This window comes from Streptomyces sp. NBC_00620 (assembly GCF_026341825.1).
Taxonomy (GTDB): domain Bacteria; phylum Actinomycetota; class Actinomycetes; order Streptomycetales; family Streptomycetaceae; genus Streptomyces.
In genome coordinates this window covers 1,853,994-1,873,710 of the sequence record NZ_JAPENY010000002.1, presented here as the reverse complement: position 1 = coordinate 1,873,710, position 19,717 = coordinate 1,853,994, and the positions used below count along the sequence as shown (strand labels likewise).

General features: G+C 70.3%; 17 protein-coding genes and 1 pseudogene. 3 read left to right on the top strand and 15 right to left on the bottom strand.

The features are described 5' to 3' along the window. The first annotated feature begins 16 nt into the window (after positions 1–16). Positions 17–982 carry a PDR/VanB family oxidoreductase gene (locus OG246_RS27705; protein WP_266469335.1) on the top strand — a complete coding sequence of 322 codons (966 nt, stop codon included), beginning with the start codon at positions 17–19 and terminating at the stop codon, positions 980–982. A gap of 22 nt (positions 983–1,004) precedes the next feature. Here OG246_RS27705 and OG246_RS27700 read toward each other — a convergent pair. Continuing rightward, positions 1,005–2,470, bottom strand: a pseudogene (locus OG246_RS27700) (tannase/feruloyl esterase family alpha/beta hydrolase). Between the two features lie 540 nt (positions 2,471–3,010). Here OG246_RS27700 and OG246_RS27695 point away from each other — a divergent pair. After that, positions 3,011–3,985: an ABC transporter substrate-binding protein gene (locus tag OG246_RS27695; protein WP_266469330.1), complete on the top strand. Its 975-nt coding sequence runs from the start codon at positions 3,011–3,013 to the stop codon at positions 3,983–3,985. Positions 3,986–3,998: 13 nt separating this feature from the next. Here the strand turns inward: OG246_RS27695 and OG246_RS27690 are convergent, their stop codons facing one another. Next, a complete protein-coding gene (locus OG246_RS27690; RefSeq protein ID WP_266469326.1) occupies positions 3,999–5,174 on the bottom strand; it encodes a cytochrome P450 in 1,176 nt (391 codons plus the stop codon). A gap of 186 nt (positions 5,175–5,360) precedes the next feature. On the opposite strand from OG246_RS27690, the gene OG246_RS27685 reads away from it, so the two are divergent. Then, positions 5,361–7,346: a serine/threonine-protein kinase gene (locus OG246_RS27685; RefSeq protein WP_266469324.1), complete on the top strand. Its 1,986-nt coding sequence runs from the start codon at positions 5,361–5,363 to the stop codon at positions 7,344–7,346. Between the two features lie 49 nt (positions 7,347–7,395). Here OG246_RS27685 and OG246_RS27680 read toward each other — a convergent pair whose 3' ends face one another. The 13 genes from OG246_RS27680 to OG246_RS27620 form a co-directional block, all read right to left on the bottom strand. Beyond that, positions 7,396–8,211 carry a DUF899 family protein gene (locus OG246_RS27680; protein ID WP_266469322.1) on the bottom strand — a complete coding sequence of 272 codons (816 nt, stop codon included), beginning with the start codon at positions 8,209–8,211 and terminating at the stop codon, positions 7,396–7,398. A gap of 211 nt (positions 8,212–8,422) precedes the next feature. Continuing rightward, positions 8,423–9,175, bottom strand: a complete 753-nt coding sequence (locus OG246_RS27675; protein ID WP_266469320.1) for an AfsR/SARP family transcriptional regulator — start codon at positions 9,173–9,175, stop codon at positions 8,423–8,425. Between the two features lie 236 nt (positions 9,176–9,411). Further along, complete coding sequence (locus OG246_RS27670; protein WP_266469319.1) at positions 9,412–10,137, bottom strand: 2-hydroxychromene-2-carboxylate isomerase; 726 nt, start codon at positions 10,135–10,137, stop codon at positions 9,412–9,414. Beyond that, positions 10,134–11,273, bottom strand: a complete 1,140-nt coding sequence (locus OG246_RS27665; RefSeq protein ID WP_266469317.1) for a beta-ketoacyl synthase N-terminal-like domain-containing protein — start codon at positions 11,271–11,273, stop codon at positions 10,134–10,136. The genes OG246_RS27670 and OG246_RS27665 overlap by 4 nt, the downstream gene beginning before the upstream one ends. Continuing rightward, positions 11,270–12,478, bottom strand: coding sequence for a beta-ketoacyl synthase (locus tag OG246_RS27660; protein WP_266469314.1), 1,209 nt, complete (start codon positions 12,476–12,478; stop codon positions 11,270–11,272). The genes OG246_RS27665 and OG246_RS27660 overlap by 4 nt, the downstream gene beginning before the upstream one ends. A 1-nt stretch (position 12,479) precedes the next feature. Continuing rightward, positions 12,480–12,734: an acyl carrier protein gene (locus OG246_RS27655; protein WP_266469311.1), complete on the bottom strand. Its 255-nt coding sequence runs from the start codon at positions 12,732–12,734 to the stop codon at positions 12,480–12,482. A gap of 59 nt (positions 12,735–12,793) precedes the next feature. After that, the gene (fabG, locus tag OG246_RS27650; RefSeq protein WP_266469308.1) at positions 12,794–13,534 is read right to left on the bottom strand and encodes a 3-oxoacyl-[acyl-carrier-protein] reductase; all 741 of its coding nucleotides are present in this window, start codon (positions 13,532–13,534) and stop codon (positions 12,794–12,796) included. Continuing rightward, positions 13,534–14,391, bottom strand: coding sequence for an arylamine N-acetyltransferase (locus OG246_RS27645; protein ID WP_266469306.1), 858 nt, complete (start codon positions 14,389–14,391; stop codon positions 13,534–13,536). Before OG246_RS27645 ends, fabG begins: the two co-directional genes overlap by 1 nt. Positions 14,392–14,681: 290 nt before the next feature. Further along, positions 14,682–16,208, bottom strand: a complete 1,527-nt coding sequence (locus OG246_RS27640) for a DHA2 family efflux MFS transporter permease subunit (protein WP_266469303.1) — start codon at positions 16,206–16,208, stop codon at positions 14,682–14,684. A gap of 93 nt (positions 16,209–16,301) precedes the next feature. Next, entirely contained in the window at positions 16,302–17,081 is a 780-nt protein-coding gene (locus OG246_RS27635; protein ID WP_266469300.1) for a thioesterase II family protein, read from the bottom strand. Continuing rightward, positions 17,078–17,875 carry a MaoC/PaaZ C-terminal domain-containing protein gene (locus OG246_RS27630; protein WP_266469297.1) on the bottom strand — a complete coding sequence of 266 codons (798 nt, stop codon included), beginning with the start codon at positions 17,873–17,875 and terminating at the stop codon, positions 17,078–17,080. The genes OG246_RS27635 and OG246_RS27630 overlap by 4 nt, the downstream gene beginning before the upstream one ends. Next, positions 17,875–18,309 (bottom strand): MaoC family dehydratase N-terminal domain-containing protein, encoded by a 435-nt coding sequence (locus OG246_RS27625; RefSeq protein WP_266469294.1) that lies wholly within the window; start codon positions 18,307–18,309, stop codon positions 17,875–17,877. Before OG246_RS27625 ends, OG246_RS27630 begins: the two co-directional genes overlap by 1 nt. Beyond that, positions 18,306–19,715, bottom strand: a complete 1,410-nt coding sequence (locus OG246_RS27620; protein WP_266469291.1) for a class I adenylate-forming enzyme family protein — start codon at positions 19,713–19,715, stop codon at positions 18,306–18,308. Before OG246_RS27620 ends, OG246_RS27625 begins: the two co-directional genes overlap by 4 nt. Positions 19,716–19,717: the final 2 nt, after the last annotated feature.

Here is a 19,717-nt window from a genome sequence, read left to right as displayed (position 1 = left end):
CGCCCACGGAGGGCCCATGACGTCGTCGGCCACTCACCGTCTGCTCGTCCGGCAGGCCCGCTGGGTCGCCCATGACGTGCTGGAACTGCGGCTGACGCGGCCCCGCAGCGGCGCCCTGCCGTCCTGGGAGCCCGGGGCGCATGTGGAGCTGACCCTGCCGTCGGGGCTGCGGCGGGCCTACTCGCTGTGCGGAGAGGCGGCGGACACCGAGGCATGGACGGTCGCCGTGCATCGGGTGCCCGATGGGCGCGGCGGGTCGCGGGAGATCCACGAAACCGCGCTTGTGGGGCGGGAGTTGGAGGTCACCGGGCCGGTCAATCGCTTCCCCCTGGTCCCTGCGGCGGGCTATCTGCTGCTGGCAGGCGGTATCGGCGTCACCCCGCTGCTGCCGATGGCCCGTGAACTCACCGCCCGCGGTCTGCCCTGGCGGCTGGTCCTGGGCGCCCGCGACCGGTCGCGTCTGGCGTACGCGGAGGAGTTGGTGGCGCTGGGCGGGGACCGGGTGCTGCTCGTGCCGCAGGACGAGGCGGGTCTGCCTGACCTGGCGGCCGAGATCTCGGCCGCCCCGCCCGCGCACGCCGTCTACGCGTGCGGCCCGCAGCCGATGCTCGACGCGGTGACGGCCCTGTGCCGCACGGCCGGCCGGCCCAGGACCCCGTACCTGGAACGCTTCACCGCCGCCTCCGGTCCACCGGATCAACTCGGTGCGCGGGGTGGCGAGTTCGAGGTGGTGCTCAGCCGTTCGGGGCTGCGGATGACGGTGCCCGCGGACCGCTCAGTGCTGGAGGTCGTCCGGGAGAAGCTGCCGGACGTGCCCTACTCCTGCGAGGAGGGCTACTGCGGCAGCTGCGAGACACCGGTGACAGCAGGGCTCCCCGACCACCGCGACACGGTGATCGACCCGTCCGAACGCCCCACCGCCACCACCATGATGATCTGCGTGAGCCGATCGGCTTCCGGGGTGCTGACGCTCGATCTGTAGGCATCCGAACGGGTCGGGACGGTTACTTCAGCAGGTCGTTGCCGAGCCAGTCGACGTGGTCGTCGGGCCGGGTAGTCGGCGGCGCCGGGGCGAAGTTGGCGGCGTCGTCGATGCTGCCGGTGCCCTTGTACCTGGCGACGATGGGATAGGGGTACACGGGCCGGGTGCGGGTGGTGTCGCCGTTGGCTTCGGCCCGGGTGGCGATGATCTTCTGGGGTGCCGCTCCTCGCTCGGTCCACCCGACCAGTTGGTGGACCAGGTCGGAGTTGTCGGGTCCTGGCCCGCCCCCCGTGCAGTGGTAGAGGCCGGGGAACTGAAGAGACGGGCGAAGCGGTTGGTGGCCGCCGGTCCGCCCATGGTGCCCTGGACTGCCCGGTAGTAGTTGGTGGTGCCGGTCGGCGGGATCAGGGTGTCGGCCCACCCGTGATAGAGGATCAACTTGCCGCCCGCGTCCCGGAACTCGCTCAGATCGGGGTCGAGCGCGGCGATGGTGCGCTGCTCCGGCAGGAGCTCGGCGAAGTTCTGCGACGTGAACTCCCAGTCGGCCAACGGCACTCCGGGCTGTCCGACGGGAAACGCCAGGTAGCGCAGGTAGTTGTCCGCGGTGACGGGGGCGAAGGTGGGGGTGCCCGGGGGCGCGGTGATCCACGGAACCGGCGGGCCGGCCCAGGAGATCTCCGAGCCCGGCTCCTCCCTTCCGGGGTAGAGCAGTTGGCCGTTCTCGTCCGTCGGCGGCGCGTACAGCTTCTGGGCAGCGGTGACCTGGGCGGGGGTGAGGCAGTCGGTCCGGTCGACGCCGGTGGGGCACTGGATCGACGCGGGGTCGAAGTCGCAGGTGCGCGGGTCGTCGATCTGGCCGTCGACCAGGCCGTCGTCGCCGTCACAGGCGGTGAGGACGGCGGAGTGCAGACCCGGGAGCTTGTCCGCGGTGAGGACGGGGCGGCCGTCCGCACCGGTGTTGGCGCGGGCGACCCAGGCGGTGTGTTCGCTCGCGAGGAAGGGCATGTAGGCGGCCGGGGCACCGGCGATGATCCCGTCGAAGTCCTCCGGGTAGCGCTGGGCCTCCATCAGTCCCTCGCGGCCGCCGTCCGAACAGCCGTTGAAGTACGAGTACCTCGGAGGCGTCCCGTAGTACTCCTTCATGACCGCCTTTGCGGCAACGGAGACCACGTGGACCGCCCGGTACCCGAAGTCGATCCGCAGCTGCCGGTCCTGACCCCACCCCTCGGCGCTGAAGGGGCCCGGAGAGGTGTGGCCGTCGTCCGTCGCGGCGAGGGCGAAGTCCCCGCCGGCCTGGGCCTCGCAGGCCGGGTCGGGCGCGGTCGGGAAGGTGGTCGCGGAGATGTACCCGCAGAGCCCGCCGCAGCCTTGTTGCAGGTAGCGGCCCTGCCAGGTACTGAGCGGCAGCTTGAGCTCGAAGTTGACCTGGGGGGCGACATAGCCCTTGACGAAGCAGTACGCCGGTACGGTCGCGGTGGCCTCGACCACCGTCGCGGAGGTGATCCGGGTCGGTGCGTCCGGGACGGCCGACAGGTCGCTTGCCGTCGCGCCGTCGGTGGCGAGATCGGCGCAGGCTGTCACCGGCAGGATGGGGCCGCCGTTCGCCTGCCGTGCTTCCGCGGCGGCGGCCGTGCCACCGGCGGCGGGGCTCAGGCCGGTCAGTGTCAGCAGGAGCGCCGCGACCGTGACCAGGGTCGGCCGGCGCCTTCGTAAGGACTGTCTGGTGCGGTTCACGTGGTACCGCCTCTCGCCGCACGAAGGGGGAAGGGTGCCATGGGGTGCCTCTCGTCCGCCGTTGTGTCCGGGGGCATGACACCGCGAAAGTAGGCGTGTACGTTACTGCCGTCAACATGCTGCACAACATGGGTCGTCGCGATCAGCGAGCCGCTCGGGCGACCACCGCGGGTGATCGCCCCATTGCACCTTCAGGGAGCAGCTTTCCGCTCAACTCCCTTGCTCTGCATACGTGTTGGCGCGACACGCACACACTCATCCTCGTTCTTGTCAGGACTTGTCAGGAGGGGCCCCATGCAAAGGCGCATTCTCGGGTTTGTGACAGCAGTGTTGACGGTCGCCTGTGCGGCCGGATGCGGATCCTCATCCGGGACCGATGGTTCGTCGTCCTCGGGCGGGAACAAGACGGCACAGGTCAAGGTCGGCATCATCCCGATCGTCGATGTGGCACCGCTCTACCTGGGCCAGAAGAAGGGCTTCTTCAGCAGCCGCGGCATCGAGCTGGAGATGGAGAGCGCCCAGGGCGGTGCCGCGATCATTCCGGGTGTGGTGAGCGGTCAGTTCCAGTTCGGGTTCAGCAACACCACGTCGTTGATGGTCGCTCAGACCCGGGGAGTGCCGGTCAAGTCGGTGGTCAACGGGGCGACAACCACCGGAAACACCACCACCGACGTCACCGGTGTCGCCGTCAGGAAGGACAGCCCGATCAGGTCGGCCAAGGACCTCGCGGGGAGGACAGTGGCGGTGAACACCCTGAAGAACATCGGGGACACCACGGTGCGCGAGTCGGTACGCAAGGACGGCGGCGACCCCTCGAAGGTCAAGTTCGTGGAGCTACCGTTCGACCAGATGCCTGCCGCTCTGGACGGCGGCCGGGTGGACGCCGCCTGGATGGGCGAACCGGCACAGACGATCGCCAAGTCCCAAGGCGCGCGCGTCGTGGCGTCACCGTTCGCCGAGACCGACCCCCGGCTCACTCTCGCGACGTACTTCACGACGACCAGGCTGACGAAGGAAAACCCCGACCTGGTGAAGAAGTTCACCGAGGCGATGACCGAGTCACTGGAGTACGCCTCCGAACACCCGGAGGAAGCACGCCAGATCCTCACCGTCTACACCAAGATCGACAGCGAGGTGATGGAGAAGCTGACGCTGCCCGACTGGCCGACACAGATCGACATGCCCTCTCTGGAAAAGCTGGCCTCCCTGGGTGAGCAGGACGGGATCTTCGGCGACAAGAAGCCGGACCTGGACGCCCTGTTCCAATGACACCGCCGGCCGGTCAGGCAGGACCGTCCCACAGCACATGCAGAGTCGGGGGCTTTCGGAAGACCAGTCCGTGCGCAGCGGCGGGGCGGTCCGGGTCGAGGCGCAGGGCCGGGAGGCGTTCGAGCAGTCGCTGCAGAGCTATGCGGGTCTCCAGGCGGGCGAGGTGCGCGGCGAGGCAGTAGTGCGGGCCGTGTGCGAAGGCCAGTTGGAGGCGCGCGTTCTCACGGCGGACATCGAACCGGTCGGGGTCGGGGAAGACGGCCGGGTCGCGGTTGGCGCCCGTCAGGGAGACGGTGACCAGTTCGCCTCGGCGGATCGTGGCCGGGCCGAGGACGGTGTCACGGGTGGCGTAGCGGTCGACGACCGCCGCCCCGGGTTCGAGGCGCAGGGATTCCTCGATCGCGCCGTCCAGCAGACCGAAGTCGGCCCGGACAAGGACGAGTTGATCGGGGCGTTGCAGCAGGTGCAGCAGCGCGTTGGTAATCATCGCCTCGGTGGTCTCTATGCCGCCGAACATCAGCACCGCGGCATTGGACGCCACCTCCGGCAGCGTCAGCCGCCCGGCGGCGGAACCAAGGAGCGAGGCGGCGCCCCGGTCCGCGACGGTGGCTTCCACCGCGGCCCGCAGTTGCGCGTACGCCGCCGGGCCGGCCGGTCCCACCTCGTGTCCGGCGGTGATGTCCGAGACCGCCCCCACGATGGAGTCGTACCAGGCGAGCACCGTGGCCGCGGTGGTGCCGACAAGACCGAGTGCCTCGGTCACGACGGCGACCGCCAGCGGGCCGGCGAAGGCACGTCGCAGTTCGACGGCGCCCGCGGGTTCCAGTGCGGTGATGAGCCGGTCGGTCTCCCGCTCGATGAACGAGGCGAAACCCTCACGCACTTCCCGGGGGCGGAAGGGAGCGGTGAAGGGCTCGCGGTGGCGGGCGTGCTGGTCACCGTCCAGGGACAGCATGCTCGGGCCGACGACCTGTGCGGTGGAGAACCGGGGGTCGTCGACGGTGAAGGTCTCGGCGTCCCGCATCACGCCCAACGCGAGGTCGCGGCGGGTCACCAGCCAGCCGTTCAGTTCGGGCAGCCAGGAGACGGGCTCCTGCACGCGGAGAAGTGCCAGTCGTGGATGCGGGTCCCGGGCGAGTTCGGCAAGCGTGGTCGCGGCACCGAGCGGGAAGGAGTCGACGACGCTCATCGCGAGCCTTGGCCGTGTATCCGACCGTCTATGAGGAAATCGATCACGGTCAAGGCTAACAATCCCGCCAAGGGCGGGGCGGTCCGGGTCTCCGCGGGTTCCACGAGTACTCCACCAGCGGGCGCGACGCGAGGGGCCCGTGATGCAATGGGGAACCAGAGAGCGGATCACGGGGTGGAGTGGCGCGTGTTGAGCAACGGTGGGCCCGATACGGGGAGTTTCCAGCCACTGGAGGACGGTGATCCTCAAGTCGTCGGCGGATACCGGCTGGTGGCGCGGCTCGGGGCCGGCGGCATGGGGCGCGTGTACCTCTCGCACACGCCGGGTGGGCGGGCCGTCGCGGTCAAGGTGATCCGGCCGGAGCTGGCCGAGAACCCCGAGTTCCGCAAGCGGTTCCGGGCCGAGGTGGCCTCCGCGAGCCGGGTGCACGGGCTCTACACGGCGCCGGTCGTGGACAGCGACACCGAGGGATCCATGCCGTGGTGTGCGACCGCCTACGTACCGGGGCCGTCCCTCGCCGACGCGGTGCGCGACCACGGGCCGCTGCCCGTCGACACCGTGTTGCGGCTGATCGCCGGTGTCGCGGAGGCCCTGCAGGCGGTACACCGCGAGGGCATCGTGCACCGGGACCTCAAGCCCTCGAACGTGCTGCTCGCCGCGGACGGCCCGCGGGTCATCGACTTCGGTGTCGCGCGGGCCGCGGACACCACGTCGGTGACGCAGAGCGGCACGGCCCTCGGCACCATCGCCTATATGGCGCCTGAGCAGGTGCTCGGTGGCGAGGCCCTCGCCTCGGCCGACGTGTTCGCGCTTGGGCAGACCGCCGTCTTCGCGGCAACCGGCGTCGCGGCTTTCGGCGAAGGCGACCCGCACGCGGTGCTCTATCGGGTGGTGCACGAGGAGCCCGATCTCAGCCGTGTGCCCATGGAGATACGGGAGTTGGTGGCCCGGTGTCTGCGCAAGCCCGCCGCCGAGCGGCCCTCCGTCGAGGAGGTCATACGCTCCGTATCGACGATCCAGACGAACCGCGGTGACGAAGCGCGGTTCACGTCCGGCGCGTGGCTGCCGGGTGAACTGGCGGCGGGCATCGCGGCTCGCGCCGAAGGCGCCGATCAGGCCCGGGCGGGGGCGGCTCCGGGCGCTCACGCTTCCGGCGGCTTCGGGCCTGTGGGTTCGGGTGGTTTTGGGTCTGCGGGTTCCGGTGGTTTCGGGCCTGCCGGCTCCAGCGCTGCGGAGTCCGCGGGATCCGGCGGCTTCGGACCGGCCGGCTCCGGCGGCTACGGGTACCCGACGCCCTACTCCCCCACCTCCCCGTCCCACGCCGCGCTGCCCGGGCCCTTCGTGATGGGGGCAGGGCCCACGCCAGGTCCGTACGGCGCCCCGCCTCCCTGGTCGCAGCCGCAGCCTCAGTCGTCTGCCGCCGCGCAGACCTCCTCGGTCGACTCGGCCGACTCGGGCGGCCAGGGCCGCAAGGCCCGGGGCTGGGTGTTGTCGGCAGCCGCCGTCGTGCTCGTCGCCGGTGGGGCGACCGCCGCCCTGCTGCTCGTTCCGGGGGACGGCGACAAGAGCGACCCCCAGGCGCAGGAGGTGGCCGCTTCACAGTCGGCCACTGCCGAGAAGGCGTCGCCGTCGACGTCCGGCTCCCCGTCCGCCCGGGCCTCGGAGAAGCCCAAGCCCGTCAAGTCCGCTCTGCCCGCGAGCCCTTCGGGGCCCCCGACGCCCACGCGGACCGCGACCTCGGCGCCCCCGACCGCCGCGTCCAGCGAGCCCGCGGCTCCGACGACCCCTGTCCCGGTGACGTACTCCGGGATCCAGATGACCAAGAGCCACGACCTGTATCTGGCGGACACTCCGGTGCGGTCCAAGGCGGACACCGGGACCTCCGACGAGGACCTGACCTACGCCGTCTACTCCTCGGGCGCGGTCCTCGCCCCCGGCACCGACTCCGGCAGCTCCCTCGCCCTGCTGCCGGCGGGCCGGCAGGGAAGCCTGGACGCGTGCAAGGCGGCGACCGGCTACAAGAGCTACATCTGGGTCAAGGACCTCACCGTCGGCCAGCAGATGTGCGTCATCAGCGGGACGGGGCACGTGGGGCTCGTGACGTACCAGGGTTCGTCCGGGACGACGTACGCCACCTTGGACGTGAAGGTATGGCGCAACGCGGCCCAATAGCCCACGCAGGCACAGGCGTTGCCGGGTCGCCGCGCGGATCAGTACGCCGTCAGTGGTGGTGGCCCTGTCGGCCGAGGGTGTTCACGGGGGTCGCGCCGGGGCGGGTCCACTGCGGCACGGGGCGGCTGGTCGGGCCCCAGTCGGCTACGCCGTCGGCGTCCGCGCGCCAGTACCAGCAGGCCTGGCCGCCCACGGACGGATGCCCCTCGCGGACATCGCCGATCACGGGCCGGCCCTCGGGGTTGTCCTCCCACGCCTCGCCGCGGCCGTAGGGCGTCATGTCGAGCAGGCTGAGGGACCCGTTGACCGGCTCGTTGCCACGGCCCGTCGTGGAGTAGGTGAGGAACGCGCGGTCGCCGTCGCGCAGGAAACAGGCGAGGTGGCCCATTCCTCCGCCGACCGGCGCCTCCACGCCCCGTACCGAGTACCAGGGCTGGGTGTAACCCATGAACTCGACGTAGGGAGCCACCTCGTCCCATGAGCCCGAGGTCAGGACGGCGAACGAGACGCCACGGGCGTTGAGGTAGACGGCGTCCTTCACATGCCAGGCCGTGGTGGTGCAGCCCTCGCACTGCCCCTGGTGCGGCGCGCCGTCGTACCACATGTGCTGGTAGACCACGAGCTCGTCGCGGCCCTGGAACAGGTCCAGGAACGGGACCGGGCCCTCGGGTCCGACGACCTCGACCGTTCCGTCGAGCTCCACCATCGGCAGCCGTCGCCGGGCCGCGGCGATCGCGTCGCCCTCATGGGTGTGCGCCTTCTCGCGGACCAGCAACTTCTCGCGCGCCGCCTGCCAGGTGGCCAGGTCGACGACCGGCGGCTTGCCGGGGAGGTCGCTGCTCGCGTGGCCGGACGTGGTCGTCATGTTGTCCTCCGTGATGTCTCGTGCCGGGCAGCGTCGCACGACGTGCTGCGACGCCCACCAGAACAGACTCACGGCCCGGCCGGAACTCATCGCGGCGCGCTGAGAGATCCCGCCGCGATACGACAGTCCGCCCCAAGAAGGGCGGCCGGGCAGTAGGAAGTGGCCGCCGCACCCGAGGTGCGGCGGCCTCTTCGGCGCTGTTTACGTCGATTCAGCCGTGGAATCCGACGAGGATGCGCTGCTGGAGGTCTCTGAGGTCGACGCTGGGCTCGAGGCCGAGCTCCTCCCGGAGCGTGCGGCGGGCCCGCTGGTAGACCTCGAGGGCGTCGGCGCGGCGGCCGCACTCGCGGAGGGCGATCATCTCCTTCATCCAGAGCCCCTCCCTGAGCGGGTTGGCGTCGCGGAGCGTGCGGAGTTCGGCCAGCGTCGCGGCGTATCCGCCGTTGTGGTGGCTGGCGTCTATCCGCATCTCGGCCGCGGCCAGCCGGGCCTCCTCCAGGCGCTCCGCCTCGGCGAGCACGGTCGGCGAGGCCGGGACGCCCTCCAGAGGGGCACCGCGCCACAGGTCCAGCGCGTCGCCGAGTACGTTGAACGCCCGCTCGTAGACTCCCGCGGCGAACAGCTCCTGGCCCTCGGCGTGCAGCTCCTCGAACCTGCGCGCATCGAGCTGGGCCGGCTCGAAGTTCAGGCAGTAGCCGGGCGCCTTGGTCACGAGCACGCTGTGGTTCCGGTCGCCGAGCCTGCGCCGCAGCTTCATCACGTACTGCTGCACCAGATTGCGCTGGTCTCTCTTCTGCTGCGGGCCGTTGTACCAGAGCTCGTCGATGAGCCGCGCCAGCGAGACGACACGGCCGTTGGCGGTCAGCAGGACTGCCAGTACGGTCCGAATCTTGGGCGCTTCAACCGGTTTCCAATTGTGTCCGTCGAAGATCTCCAACGTCCCGAGCATCCTGAATTCGTTCAACTGTCTCGACTCCGCTCGCAGCTCTTGGTGTTCGCGGTTGTCGGGCGGCATCTGAGCGCGGCCATGCTCAGCGACTTCCCCCCGTTGACCCCCGTATAGCGATCTTCGCAAGAGGAAGTCGCCATCGGAAGTCACGGCGGATATTTGTCCGATAGTCAGCGCTCCAGCGGCCCCTTACAGCCCTGCATTGAAAGGGCTTTCACGGAAGTACAGGATGCAACATGTGTACCCTACATTCATCCGCATCCTCCGGCTGTGTCGTGATCGTAGGCGCCGATTCGGTCCGCAATGGCAACGGGAATTACGTCGTCCTCCGCGGCTGCGGCGTCGTCCGTCCGCAGCCCCGCCGCCGACAGCTCCTGGAGGAACCCGTCAAGCCGGTCCAGACCCCAGTACCGAAAACGGCCGATCTTGAAGTACGGGATGCCGAAGGCGTCGTCCTCGTACACCCGGACAAGAGCTTCCAGCCCCTCGGCCCTGATGTCCGGGTCGTCCACCGCGGACACGATCGGCAGCGGATCGAGCCCCGCGTCCTCGGCGACCGCGCGGAGCACGTCCTGATCGCAGATGTCGGCGCCGCGCTCCCACCGGGCCGACATGAGCGCGGCCAGCAGCTGCCGGTCCTGCCCGCTCCGGCGGGCCGCCAGCCAGCCCAGATGCGGCACCTCCCACCACGGGTCGATGTCGATGGGCCAGGCCACCTTGTAACCCATGCCCTCGGACAGCCGCTTGACGTCCTGGAGGATGTACAGGTGCTTGGCCTTGCTCATCGGGATGTACGGGAAGGGCGCCCCGCGCCCGTCCAGCGCCTTCCGCGTCCGCTCGTCGGGTTCCCACCACGGGCGGTACTCGACGGTTTCGGGCGCCTCGGGAAAGCGCGCCTCCAACTGCCGCAGCGCCAGCCAGCTGTACGGGCTGCGGAAGGAGAAGTACAGGACGGGCTTCGCGGGCTTACGGCTCACCGCTGCCACCCCCTGACCACGGCGGCGCCGACCCCGCCCTCCGGGGTGAAGGAGGTGATGAGGGCGGGCCTGCCGTCCAGTGCGGCGTCCTGCCGGTGGTGGGCGAGCACGGCGGCCAGCTGCAACGCCCCCTGGGCGGCGTGGCATTCACCGACCAGTCGCGCCACGGGGAGCCGCCGGACGGTGTCCCCGCCCAGTCCGGCCTCCAGAGTCGCGGTCTCGATCGCGGACTCCGGGCCGGACCCGGGCGCCACCGCCCACAGGTCGCCCGGACCGACGCCGGCCTCCCGTAGGGCCTGGCGCACGCAGTCGGCGAACGCCTCGACGAAGGCAGGGCGGTCGGCCGGGTCGGCCGAGGCGGAGGCCACGGCCATGATCTCGGCATCGGGACGACGGCCCGACGCAAGCAGGGCCTCCCCCCTCTCCAGCATGAAGAGGGCGGCTCCCTCGCCGGCGGGGGCCGAACCGCCGGGCAGGTGCGTCAGCCAGGCGTTGTGCGGGCTGAACTCCTCGACCGCGCCGACCAGCAGGGCGTCCGCGTCTCCCCAGCGCAGGCTGCGGGAGGCGTACCGCAGAGCGGCGATACCGGCCATCCGGCCGCCTGCGATGGTGGTGTTGACGCCTTTCAGGCCGTACCAGATCGCGGCCTGGCCCGCGGCGCAGTTCATCACCGCGTTCGGGAAGAGCACCGGGTTGACCAGGTAGGGGCGATCCTCGGTGATGGTCTCGCGGCTGAAGTCGCTGGTCGACTTCACGCTGCCGCTGGTGGTGCCGAGGATCAGACCGACCTGACCGCGGTTCTCGTCCGTCACCGCGAACCCGGTGTCCTGCAGCGTCTGGTCGCAGGCGACCAGGGCCAGGGCGGTGGAGCGGTCGAAGAAGCGGGTTCCCTTGCGGCCGAGATGGTCGCGGACCTGAAAGTCCGGGATGGCGAAGGCCCGGTCGGCGGGCAGCTTCTCCTCGAACATCGCGGTGACATCGGCGAGGGCGTCACGCTCCTCGACGAACGCCTTGCTGAAGTCGGCCGCCCCCATACCGAGCGGCGAGGCGACTCCCCAGCCCGTGACGTAGACCGCGTCAGGAGCGACCTCAGGCGTCTGACGTGTCGTCGCGAGATGTGTCTGACGTGTCGTCATGAGACCTCCCCCAGAATGGTGATGGCGTTGTTCCCGCCGAAGGCGAACCCGTTGTTCTGCACCACCCGCAGACGCGCCGGGCGTGCCTGGTTGGCCACCGGATCGATCCCCGGCATGTCCGGGTCGATGTTCCGGAAGTTGATCGTCGGCGGCATGAACTGGCGGGCGATACCGAGGGCGGAGGCGATGGCGCCGAAGCCGCTCGCGGCCCCCATCGTGTGACCGAGCATCGACTTGATGGAGCTGATGGGCGGCGGGGAATCGCCGAAGACCTCCCGGACCGCACGGGTCTCCGCCGCGTCGTTGGCCGGCGTGCCGGTGCCGTGCGCGCAGATGTAGTCGACCTGGTCGGCCGTGACGCCGGCCCTGCTGTGCGCCCTGCGCATGCACTCGGCGATGCTCACCGGATCCGGCGCCACCATGTGCCCGGCATCGCAGTTGAGTCCGTACCCGAGCACCTCGGCATAGATCTCGGCACCGCGGCGCTCGGCGCTCTCGAGCGGCTCCAGGAAGAGCGCGGCCCCGCCCTCACCGGTGAGCATCCCCTGCCGGTCGCGGTCGAACGGCGAGCAGTGGTCCTCGGCCATCGCCCCGAGCCGGTAGAAGCCGGCGTGCGCCCAGCGGTAGACGCCCTCCGAGCCACCGGCGATCATGTAGTCGGCTTCGTCGGCCGCGATCGCCGCATACGCGTAGCCCAGCGCGTAGTTGCTGGCCGAGCACGCGGTGGAGATGGTCACCGCCTCGCCGGTGAGGCCGAGTTCGCGGTTGACCGCGACCGCCAGCCGGGAGGACGGGACCTGCTGTGCGAGGTCCGCCTGCCAGCTCTCGAAGCCGCCCGCCACCTCCTGCTCGGAGAGCTGCTCGACCGCGCCGGCCTCGCCCCCGGTGGTACCGATCACGGAGCCGGACCGCGCCGCAGCCAGCAGCTCCGGGTCGATCCCCGCGTCCGCCACCGCGAGGCGGGCCGCCGCGGCGGCGAACTGGCTGCTGCGCCCCCACTCCTCGGGCTTGATGGCCTGCAGCATGTCGTGCGGCGAGAAGCCCGGCACCTCACCGGCCATCCTGTACGGGAAGCCCGAGGCGTCGAAGGAGGAGATCGGCGAGATGCCGCTGCGCCCCTGCTGGAGCGCCTCGGCGAAGGCCTCGACCCCGGTGCCGATGCTCGAGACGGGGCCGAGCCCCGTGATGACGACCCTGCGCTTCATGTCAGGAGTCCCAGTTGGCGCGCTCGGCGACCACGTCGTACACGGCGCGCAGATTGCCCATCTTCGGCAGCTCCGACTGCGGGATCTCGACGCCGTACCTCTTCTCCAGCCGGGCCAGGATCTCGATCGCGCGGAGCGAGTCGCCGTCGTGGTCGTCGACGAAGGAACTCGTCTCGGTCATCTCCTCGGGCTCGATCTCCAGCGCCTCTGCGACGATCTCGCGGATCTCGTCTATGTACTGCTGCGTAACGGGCATGGTGTCTCCTCCGGTCGGGCGATTGATCTGTGCTGTCGGGTCGGGCCGGGCTGTCGGGCTCACTGCGAGAACCCGCCGTCCACCTGGACGATCTGGCCGGTGATGTACGAGGCCTTGTCCGAGACGAGGAAGGAGACCAGGTCGGCGACGTGCGAGACGGCCCCGAACTCGCGCAGCGGGATGGTCGTCAGGGCCTTCTTGCGCACCTTCTCGGAGAGGTGGCCGGTCATGTCGGTCTCGATGAAGCCCGGTGCCACGGCGTTGACGCGGATCCCGTAGGGCCCCAGCTCCCGCGAAAGGGACCTGGTCAGGATGTTGACGCCGGCCTTGGAGGCGGCGTAGTTGGACTGTGTCGCGTTGCCGTACACACCGGCCACGGACGAGATGTTGACGATGACGCCGCTGCGGCGCTTCAGCTGGCCGAAGGCCACGCAGTGGCTGAAGTTGTAGGTGCCGGTGAGGTTGGTCCCGATGACCTCGTTCCAGTCCTCGGGCGGCATGAGCACCAGCGGGTTGTCCCGGGTGATCCCGGCGTTGTTCACCAGCACCTCGACCGGGCCCAGGGCGGCTTCCGCGTTGCTGACGAACGCCTTGACGTCGGCGATGTCCGTCACGTCGCAGCGGTCGTGGAAGCAGCGCGCCCCGGCCCGCTCCACCGCCTCGCGGGTCTCGTCGGCCGCCTCCTTGCCGGACCGGAAGCAGAAGGCGACGTCGTATCCCTCCTCGGCGAGCCGCACGGCGATACCGCGGCCTATCCCCCGGGAAGCGCCCGTGACCAGCGCAATCGGCTTGTCCGGCATCACTGTTCCGCCTTTCGATATACCAGGCTTCGTCGCGTCGACCGGTCGGCGCGTGCCTTCTCCCAGGTCCGCACCGCGCTTTCCACCATGTGTTCATGGCCTGCGAAGATCACGCGGAGGAGTTCTTCGGCACGGCTCGTGGTCTCGATGAACTCGGCGCTCACACGACCGTTCCGCGCGTGCAGAAGGTTCTCGCCGATCATGATCAGCTTTCCGTCCGGTACGTTCCGGGAGCACAGCAGCGTCCCGACCAGCGGCGAATCCTCGGCCGACTTGTGGAAATCGATGATCCATTCGTAGTCGGCGCGCTGCTGCGGCTCGTCCCGGTACCGGTAGACCGCCGTCCAGGTGCCGTCCGGCCCTTGGTGCGAAACGGTTGGGAAGCCCTCCTCCGCGGCGACCCGGAACCGCCAGCCGGACTGCTCCTGCGGCCCCTCGGTGACCTTCAGCGGCTCGGCGAAGGTCAGCATCAGGAAGCCCACGTCGAGCAGCCAGTCCTCGCCGTCCACGGTCACGATCAGCAGCAGATGGTCCCAGGCGTCCCACCACTCGCCGCTGACCTTCCAGATCTGCGCCGGGACCAACCGGACCTCGAAGCCGGCCTGACGCAGGAATTCACCGAACAAGGGCGTCGATTCAAGGCAATTGCCACCCCTCCGCCGGTGCACCAGCTTGGCGAACGATTCCGCGTGGCCGAGCACCGGCGGCGTTCCGTCGAAGGAGTCGAGCATCTCGTAGGGGACGGACCGCAGATGTGCCGTGTAAAGCTCGCGCAGGCATTCAAGGGAGTTATTCAACAAGCCTTGATAACCAATGCGTTCCAGATATTCCCGCCACGGCAGTGACTCCGTCTCCAAGACATCCTCCGGATTGCTGCGATGGGGGCCCGGGCAGGTCCCGGCTTTCGATCCGGCTTGAATTCTCGGCGGTCCCGGGCGGTCTCAGGAGGCCCGACCGCCCTGCTCGAAAGTCCACCCCGACGCAGCGGCCCGAGGCAGCGGCCCGCCGCGCCGGCCGTCGTCGCGGGCAGACGTCATGGACAGACCGAAAAGCCGTGTGGCGGCGCATGGTTGACCATGCGCCGCCACACGGCTGATGGGGCGTCAGTGGGAGGGACCGATGGGAAGGGGCCAGTGGGAGGGAAGCGTCAGCCGGGCTTGAGCGCCGACTCCCCCTCCCTGGACGGCGCGGCGTCCGGCGCCTGTACGGGAGCCGGCTCGCGTCCGGGCAGGAAGAGGCTCGGCAGCACCGCGAGCGCGGTGATCACCAGCGCCCACCAGAAGGGGGGACCGAAGGACGTCGCGAGGTCCTTGGCGACATCGCTGCCGGGCAGCACCTGGACGACCGATCCGACGCCCGTGGGCAGCCGGTCCTCGATCTGCTGTTGCAGGACCACCGCGAGTACCGCCGTGCCCAGGGAGGCGCTGACCCGCTGGAAGACGTTGAAGGCGCTGGTGGCGCTCGGCGCGAGTTCCTTGGGCACACTGCCGAAGGCAACCGTCATGGTCGGCAGCATCGAGGCGCCGAGGCCGAAGCCGCGTACGACCATCGCGAGTCCGAGCACGACCGCGTTCGGATCGGCGTCGATGAGGGCGTACGGAATGGTGCCGAGCACGGCGAGCAGGATGCCGAGCAGGGTCAGGTTCCGTACGCCCAGCATCGCCGTCAGCTGGTTCATCATGACGACCCCGGCGAAGAAGCCGAGACTCTGCGGCAGCAGCAGGAGCGCGGACTCCAGCACGCTCGCGCCGTGCACCAGTTGGAAGTAGAGCGGCAGCGGGATCATCACGCCGTACATCGCCATGCTCAGCAGCATGTTCGCCAGCGTGCCGTTCCTGAAGCCGCTGCGGCGGAACAGCCGCAGATCCACCAGCGGTTCCAGCCGGGTGCGCAGGGCACGCACCGCGAAGGCCGCCAGGAATGCGACTCCGATCACCAGGCCGCCGACCGTCTTCCCGTCGCCGAAGCCGCCCGCCGAGCCGGCCTCGGACAGGCCGTAGAGCAGCGCGGCCAGACCGGGCATCAGCAGCACCATGCCCAGCACGTCGAGCTTGGCGTCCTTGGAGGGCTCAACGACGTTCCGCACCTTCAGCAGGACCAGCACGACGGTGATCAGGCAGAGCGGCACGTTGATGAAGAAGAGCCACCGCCAGCTCAGGTAGTCGACCATCACACCGCCGAGCGAGGGGGCGATGAGCGGGGCGAACATCGCCGGAATCGAGACGATGCCCATCAGGCGGCCGAGCCGCTTCGGCCCGGCCGCCTGGGCCAGCAGCGCCTGCCCGATCGGTACGAGGAGGCCGCCTCCGATGCCCTGGAGCAGTCGGAAGGCGATCAGGCTGGGCGCCGACCAGGCCAGCCCCGCAAGCAGCGAACCGACCAGGAACACCACCTGCGAGAAGATCAGCATCTGCTTCGCGCCGAAGCGGGCGGCAGACCATCCGCTGAGCGGGATCGACACCGACAGCGCGAGCAGATAGCCCGTCACCACCCATTGCACGGTGGAGATCTCGGCGTCGAAGTTCCTGGCGAGCGGTCCGACCGCGACATTGACGATGGTGCTGTCGAGCAGGCTGGCGAAACCGCCCAACGCCATGATCCCGCTCAGCCACCACAGTTCGGGCGTAATGCGGCCGGAGTCATCCGTCTCGGCCGGCGCCTGGTCAGTACTCACAGCTGCTCGTTCCCCTTCGCTCTTGAACTCAGCAGCGCAATCGTTCCACAACAAGTGTTGCTTGTACAACAGGTGTCGGAAACTGGGGAACGTTCACCGGCCCCGGCCGGGTCCGTCCGCGGCGAGCAACTGCCCGGTGATGGCCTCGAGTACGGCCCGGCTCGATTCGGCGAGGAAGAAGTGGCCACCGGGCACCTGGGACAGGGTGAAGCCGGCCGCGGTCTCCGCGGCCCAGCCGCGCATCGCCCCGCTGGGCGTCAGCAGGTCCGAGGCGCCCGCGAACCCCCTGATGGGGACGGCGAGTTCCTCGGACGGCTGGCGGCGGTAGCCCGCCACCAGCGCGAGGTCGGCCCGCAGCGCGGGCAGCAGGAGCTCCAGCAGCGCGGGCTTGGCCAGTACGGAGGCCGGGGTGCCACCGGTCCGCCGGAGCCACTCCGTGAGCTCGGCGTCCGATCCCCGCCACACCGCCTGCGGCCGCACCGAGCCCGGCGCCACGCTCGCCCCTACGAAGAGTCCGGCCGGCTGCCTCAGCCCGGGCGACCGGGCCAGCTCGCGCGCTAGGGCCAGTCCGGCGAGTCCGCCCATGCTGTGCCCGTAGATGCCATAGGGACGGTCCAGGTACGGCGCGAGCACCCCGGTCAGTTCCTTGGCGAGCAGCCGCGCGTCGTCGAACGCCGGCTCGGCGATCCGGTTCCCGCGCCCCGGCAGCTGCACGGCGAGAACCTCGACGCGCCGCCCGAGATCACGATCGCGCAGCCAGTCACGGAAAACGGTCGCACCACCACCCGCGTACGGCAGACAGAACAGCCGGACCGGCGCCTCCGACTCCCCCTTGGCAGCAGGCCGGATCCATGGATCGCGCGGCCGGTTCATACGGACCACGCGGCGGGGGCCGGGGCCGGGACAACCGGGGCGGCGCCCGCAGCCGGAACGGCCGCCACGGAGCCCGGAACCGGCGCCGCCACGGAGCCCGGAACCAAGGCCGAGGCGGGAGCCGGAACAGAGACCACGGCCGGGGTCGAAACGGAAGCCGGGACCGACGCAACCGAGGCGGGACCCGCAGCCGGTCCACCCGCCACGGAGCCCGGAACCGGGGCCAACACGGAGCCCGGAGCCGACACCGAGGCGGTAGCCGGAACGGAGACCGCGGCCGACGCAACCGGGGCCGAGCCCGAGGCCGGACCCGAGGCCACAGCCGACACACCCGGCGCCCGCACACTCGACGCCCGCGCTCCCGGAGCCGGCACCGCCGGGATCCGCACCAGCGCCTCCCCCCGCACCGTCAGCGGTCCGTCCACCCGGCGCACCGCCAGTGCCAGCCTCGCCGCCCGCCCCCCGGCGACCGTCTCGATCGCCTTGACGCGCGCCGTGCAGCGGAGCCGTGCGGGCACCGTGGTGACGGCGGTGAAGGACACCCGGAAGGACAACACGTCCTCCACCGGCGCCCATTCGACGAGGAGCCGTCCCAGCAGTGCCATGGAGAGCATGCCGTGGGCGATCACATCGTCCAGTCCCGCCGCGCGGGCCGCCTGCGGGTCCAGGTGGATCGGGTTGAGGTCGCCGTACGACTCGGCGAAGGCCGCCAGTGTGGCCCGGTCGATCTGTTCCGGCAGCAGTTCGGGCAGCTCCGCGCCGACCTCCGCCGCCGCGAGCGAGAACCCGCTCATCACTTCCCTCCTGGCTGTACGAGGATGACCTGGTGGAGCTCGGCGACCAGCCCGTCGTCGCGGGTGACCGCCGTGTCACGGACGACGAAGTCGAGCCCGCGCCGCGTACGGATGTCGGTGATCACCGGCGCGAAGGTGAGCAGATCTCCGGCGTACACCGTCCGGTGATGGACGAACCCCTGCTCGACATGGCGCACATCGCTCAGCCGCACCCCCAGGTCGGCCAGGAAGTCACCCGGCTCCTGCCGCTCGAGACCGGCGAGGAGCGCGGGCGGCACGGGCAGATCGGGGTGCCCGGCCGCCCGCGCCGCCGTCTCGTCGGTGAACACCGCGCCGGGGAGCCCGACCGCTGCGGCATAGCGGCGCAGCCGGTCGCGCTCCACCGCGACGGTGTACGGGGCCAGGACGGCACCCACGAAGTCGCGGTCGATCACCGGGCCACCACCTGCCGCTGCCGTTCCCTTGCCGCGTGCAGCAGTTCACGGTTGCGGATCAGCTTGCCGTTGGAGGTGCGCGGCAGCACGGCCGGGAAGTGGAAGGCCTTGGGGATCTTGTACGGGCTGAGCTGTTCGCGGCACCAGGCGAGCAGCTCGGCGTTGGACACCCGGCCGGACACGACCAGATGGGCCTCGATCGCGTCCCCGTAGACCACCACCGCCTCGGTGACGGCCGCGTGTGAGGTCAGAACCGACTCCACCTCGGTCAGATCGACCTTCAGCCCGCCGATCGCGACCACCGAGTCGACGCGGCCGGTGATCTCCAGGACTCCGGTGTCCGGCCCGGCCGTGCACAGGTCATGGGTGTTGAGCCAGCCGCCCACGAAACGGCTTTCGTGGTCCCCGTGCAGATAGGGGTTCTCCGGAAGGCTGACCCGAAGGGTGCCGTCCTTGATCACGGTGCGGACCCCCGGCGCCGGAACACCGACGGCCGGCGGCGGGTACGCCCCGGTCAGATCGGTCGCGATGATGCCCGTCTCGGTCATGCCGTACGCCTGGCCTATGCGTACGCCATACCGCTCCTCGAAGCGCTGGTAGATCTCGGCGGGCAGGATCTCCCCGCCGGAGACCGCGAGCCGCAGCGTGGCCGGCACGGCGGGCCCCTCGATCCGGCTCAGCAGATCGAAGTGCGCCGGGACGCCGAACACCGCGGCGACATGACGGTCCACCAGGATCCGGAGCAGCTCGTTGCGGTGCGGCCGGCGGGCGAAGTGCAGGGCCACGCCGGTGTTCAGCGCGTGCAGCACGCCGCCGATCAGCCCGAAGGAGTGCACCAGGGAGCTGAGCAGCAACACGCTCTCGCCGGGCCGAGGCATGTCCGCGAGGTGGGCGAAGCGGTCGATCTCGGCCAGCAGCGATTTCCCGGTGCGGCCGATCACCTTGGGCAGACCCGTGGAACCGGAGCTGAACTGCACGAGCCGGTGCCCGGTGGTGGCCGCACGCCCCTGCGGGCGGGACTCCACCACCACCTCGCACTCGTCCCGGAACGCGGCCACCCGCAGGGGTTCCTCGCCCGAGGTGAGATGGAACTGCGGCTCGCACACCTCGATCAGCCGGGTGGTCTCCGCCCGGGTCAGCCGCGGATCGAGCAGCATGACCTGCGCGCCCGAACTCCACAGGGCGAACACCGACCACAACAGGGTGAAACCGGGCGGCAGTTGAACGGCCACGGTACTGCCTGCGCGGATGCCGTGGGCTGCCAGCCGGCCGGCCGCGCGACCGGTCTCGTACCGCAACCGCTCGCGTGTCACCTCCTGTTCGCCATGGGCCCAGAGCTCGGCGTCGCGGTCGGTGTCGGACAGGCATGCCGCGAGCCAGGAGTCGAAATCCGTCGGTGAAGCCATTG

What these genes read in the sequence shown, in the direction of transcription:
- OG246_RS27705 (WP_266469335.1), top strand. Translation starts at nt 17, where the DNA reads ATGACGTCGTCGGCCACTCACCGTCTGCTCGTCCGGCAGGCCCGCTGG.
- OG246_RS27695 (WP_266469330.1), top strand. Translation starts at nt 3,011, where the DNA reads ATGCAAAGGCGCATTCTCGGGTTTGTGACAGCAGTGTTGACGGTCGCC.
- OG246_RS27690 (WP_266469326.1), bottom strand. Translation starts at nt 5,174, where the DNA reads ATGAGCGTCGTCGACTCCTTCCCGCTCGGTGCCGCGACCACGCTTGCC.
- OG246_RS27680 (WP_266469322.1), bottom strand. Translation starts at nt 8,211, where the DNA reads ATGACGACCACGTCCGGCCACGCGAGCAGCGACCTCCCCGGCAAGCCG.
- OG246_RS27665 (WP_266469317.1), bottom strand. Translation starts at nt 11,273, where the DNA reads ATGACGACACGTCAGACACATCTCGCGACGACACGTCAGACGCCTGAG.
- OG246_RS27660 (WP_266469314.1), bottom strand. Translation starts at nt 12,478, where the DNA reads ATGAAGCGCAGGGTCGTCATCACGGGGCTCGGCCCCGTCTCGAGCATC.
- OG246_RS27655 (WP_266469311.1), bottom strand. Translation starts at nt 12,734, where the DNA reads ATGCCCGTTACGCAGCAGTACATAGACGAGATCCGCGAGATCGTCGCA.
- fabG (WP_266469308.1), bottom strand. Translation starts at nt 13,534, where the DNA reads ATGCCGGACAAGCCGATTGCGCTGGTCACGGGCGCTTCCCGGGGGATA.
- OG246_RS27635 (WP_266469300.1), bottom strand. Translation starts at nt 17,081, where the DNA reads ATGAACCGGCCGCGCGATCCATGGATCCGGCCTGCTGCCAAGGGGGAG.
- OG246_RS27630 (WP_266469297.1), bottom strand. Translation starts at nt 17,875, where the DNA reads ATGAGCGGGTTCTCGCTCGCGGCGGCGGAGGTCGGCGCGGAGCTGCCC.
- OG246_RS27620 (WP_266469291.1), bottom strand. Translation starts at nt 19,715, where the DNA reads ATGGCTTCACCGACGGATTTCGACTCCTGGCTCGCGGCATGCCTGTCC.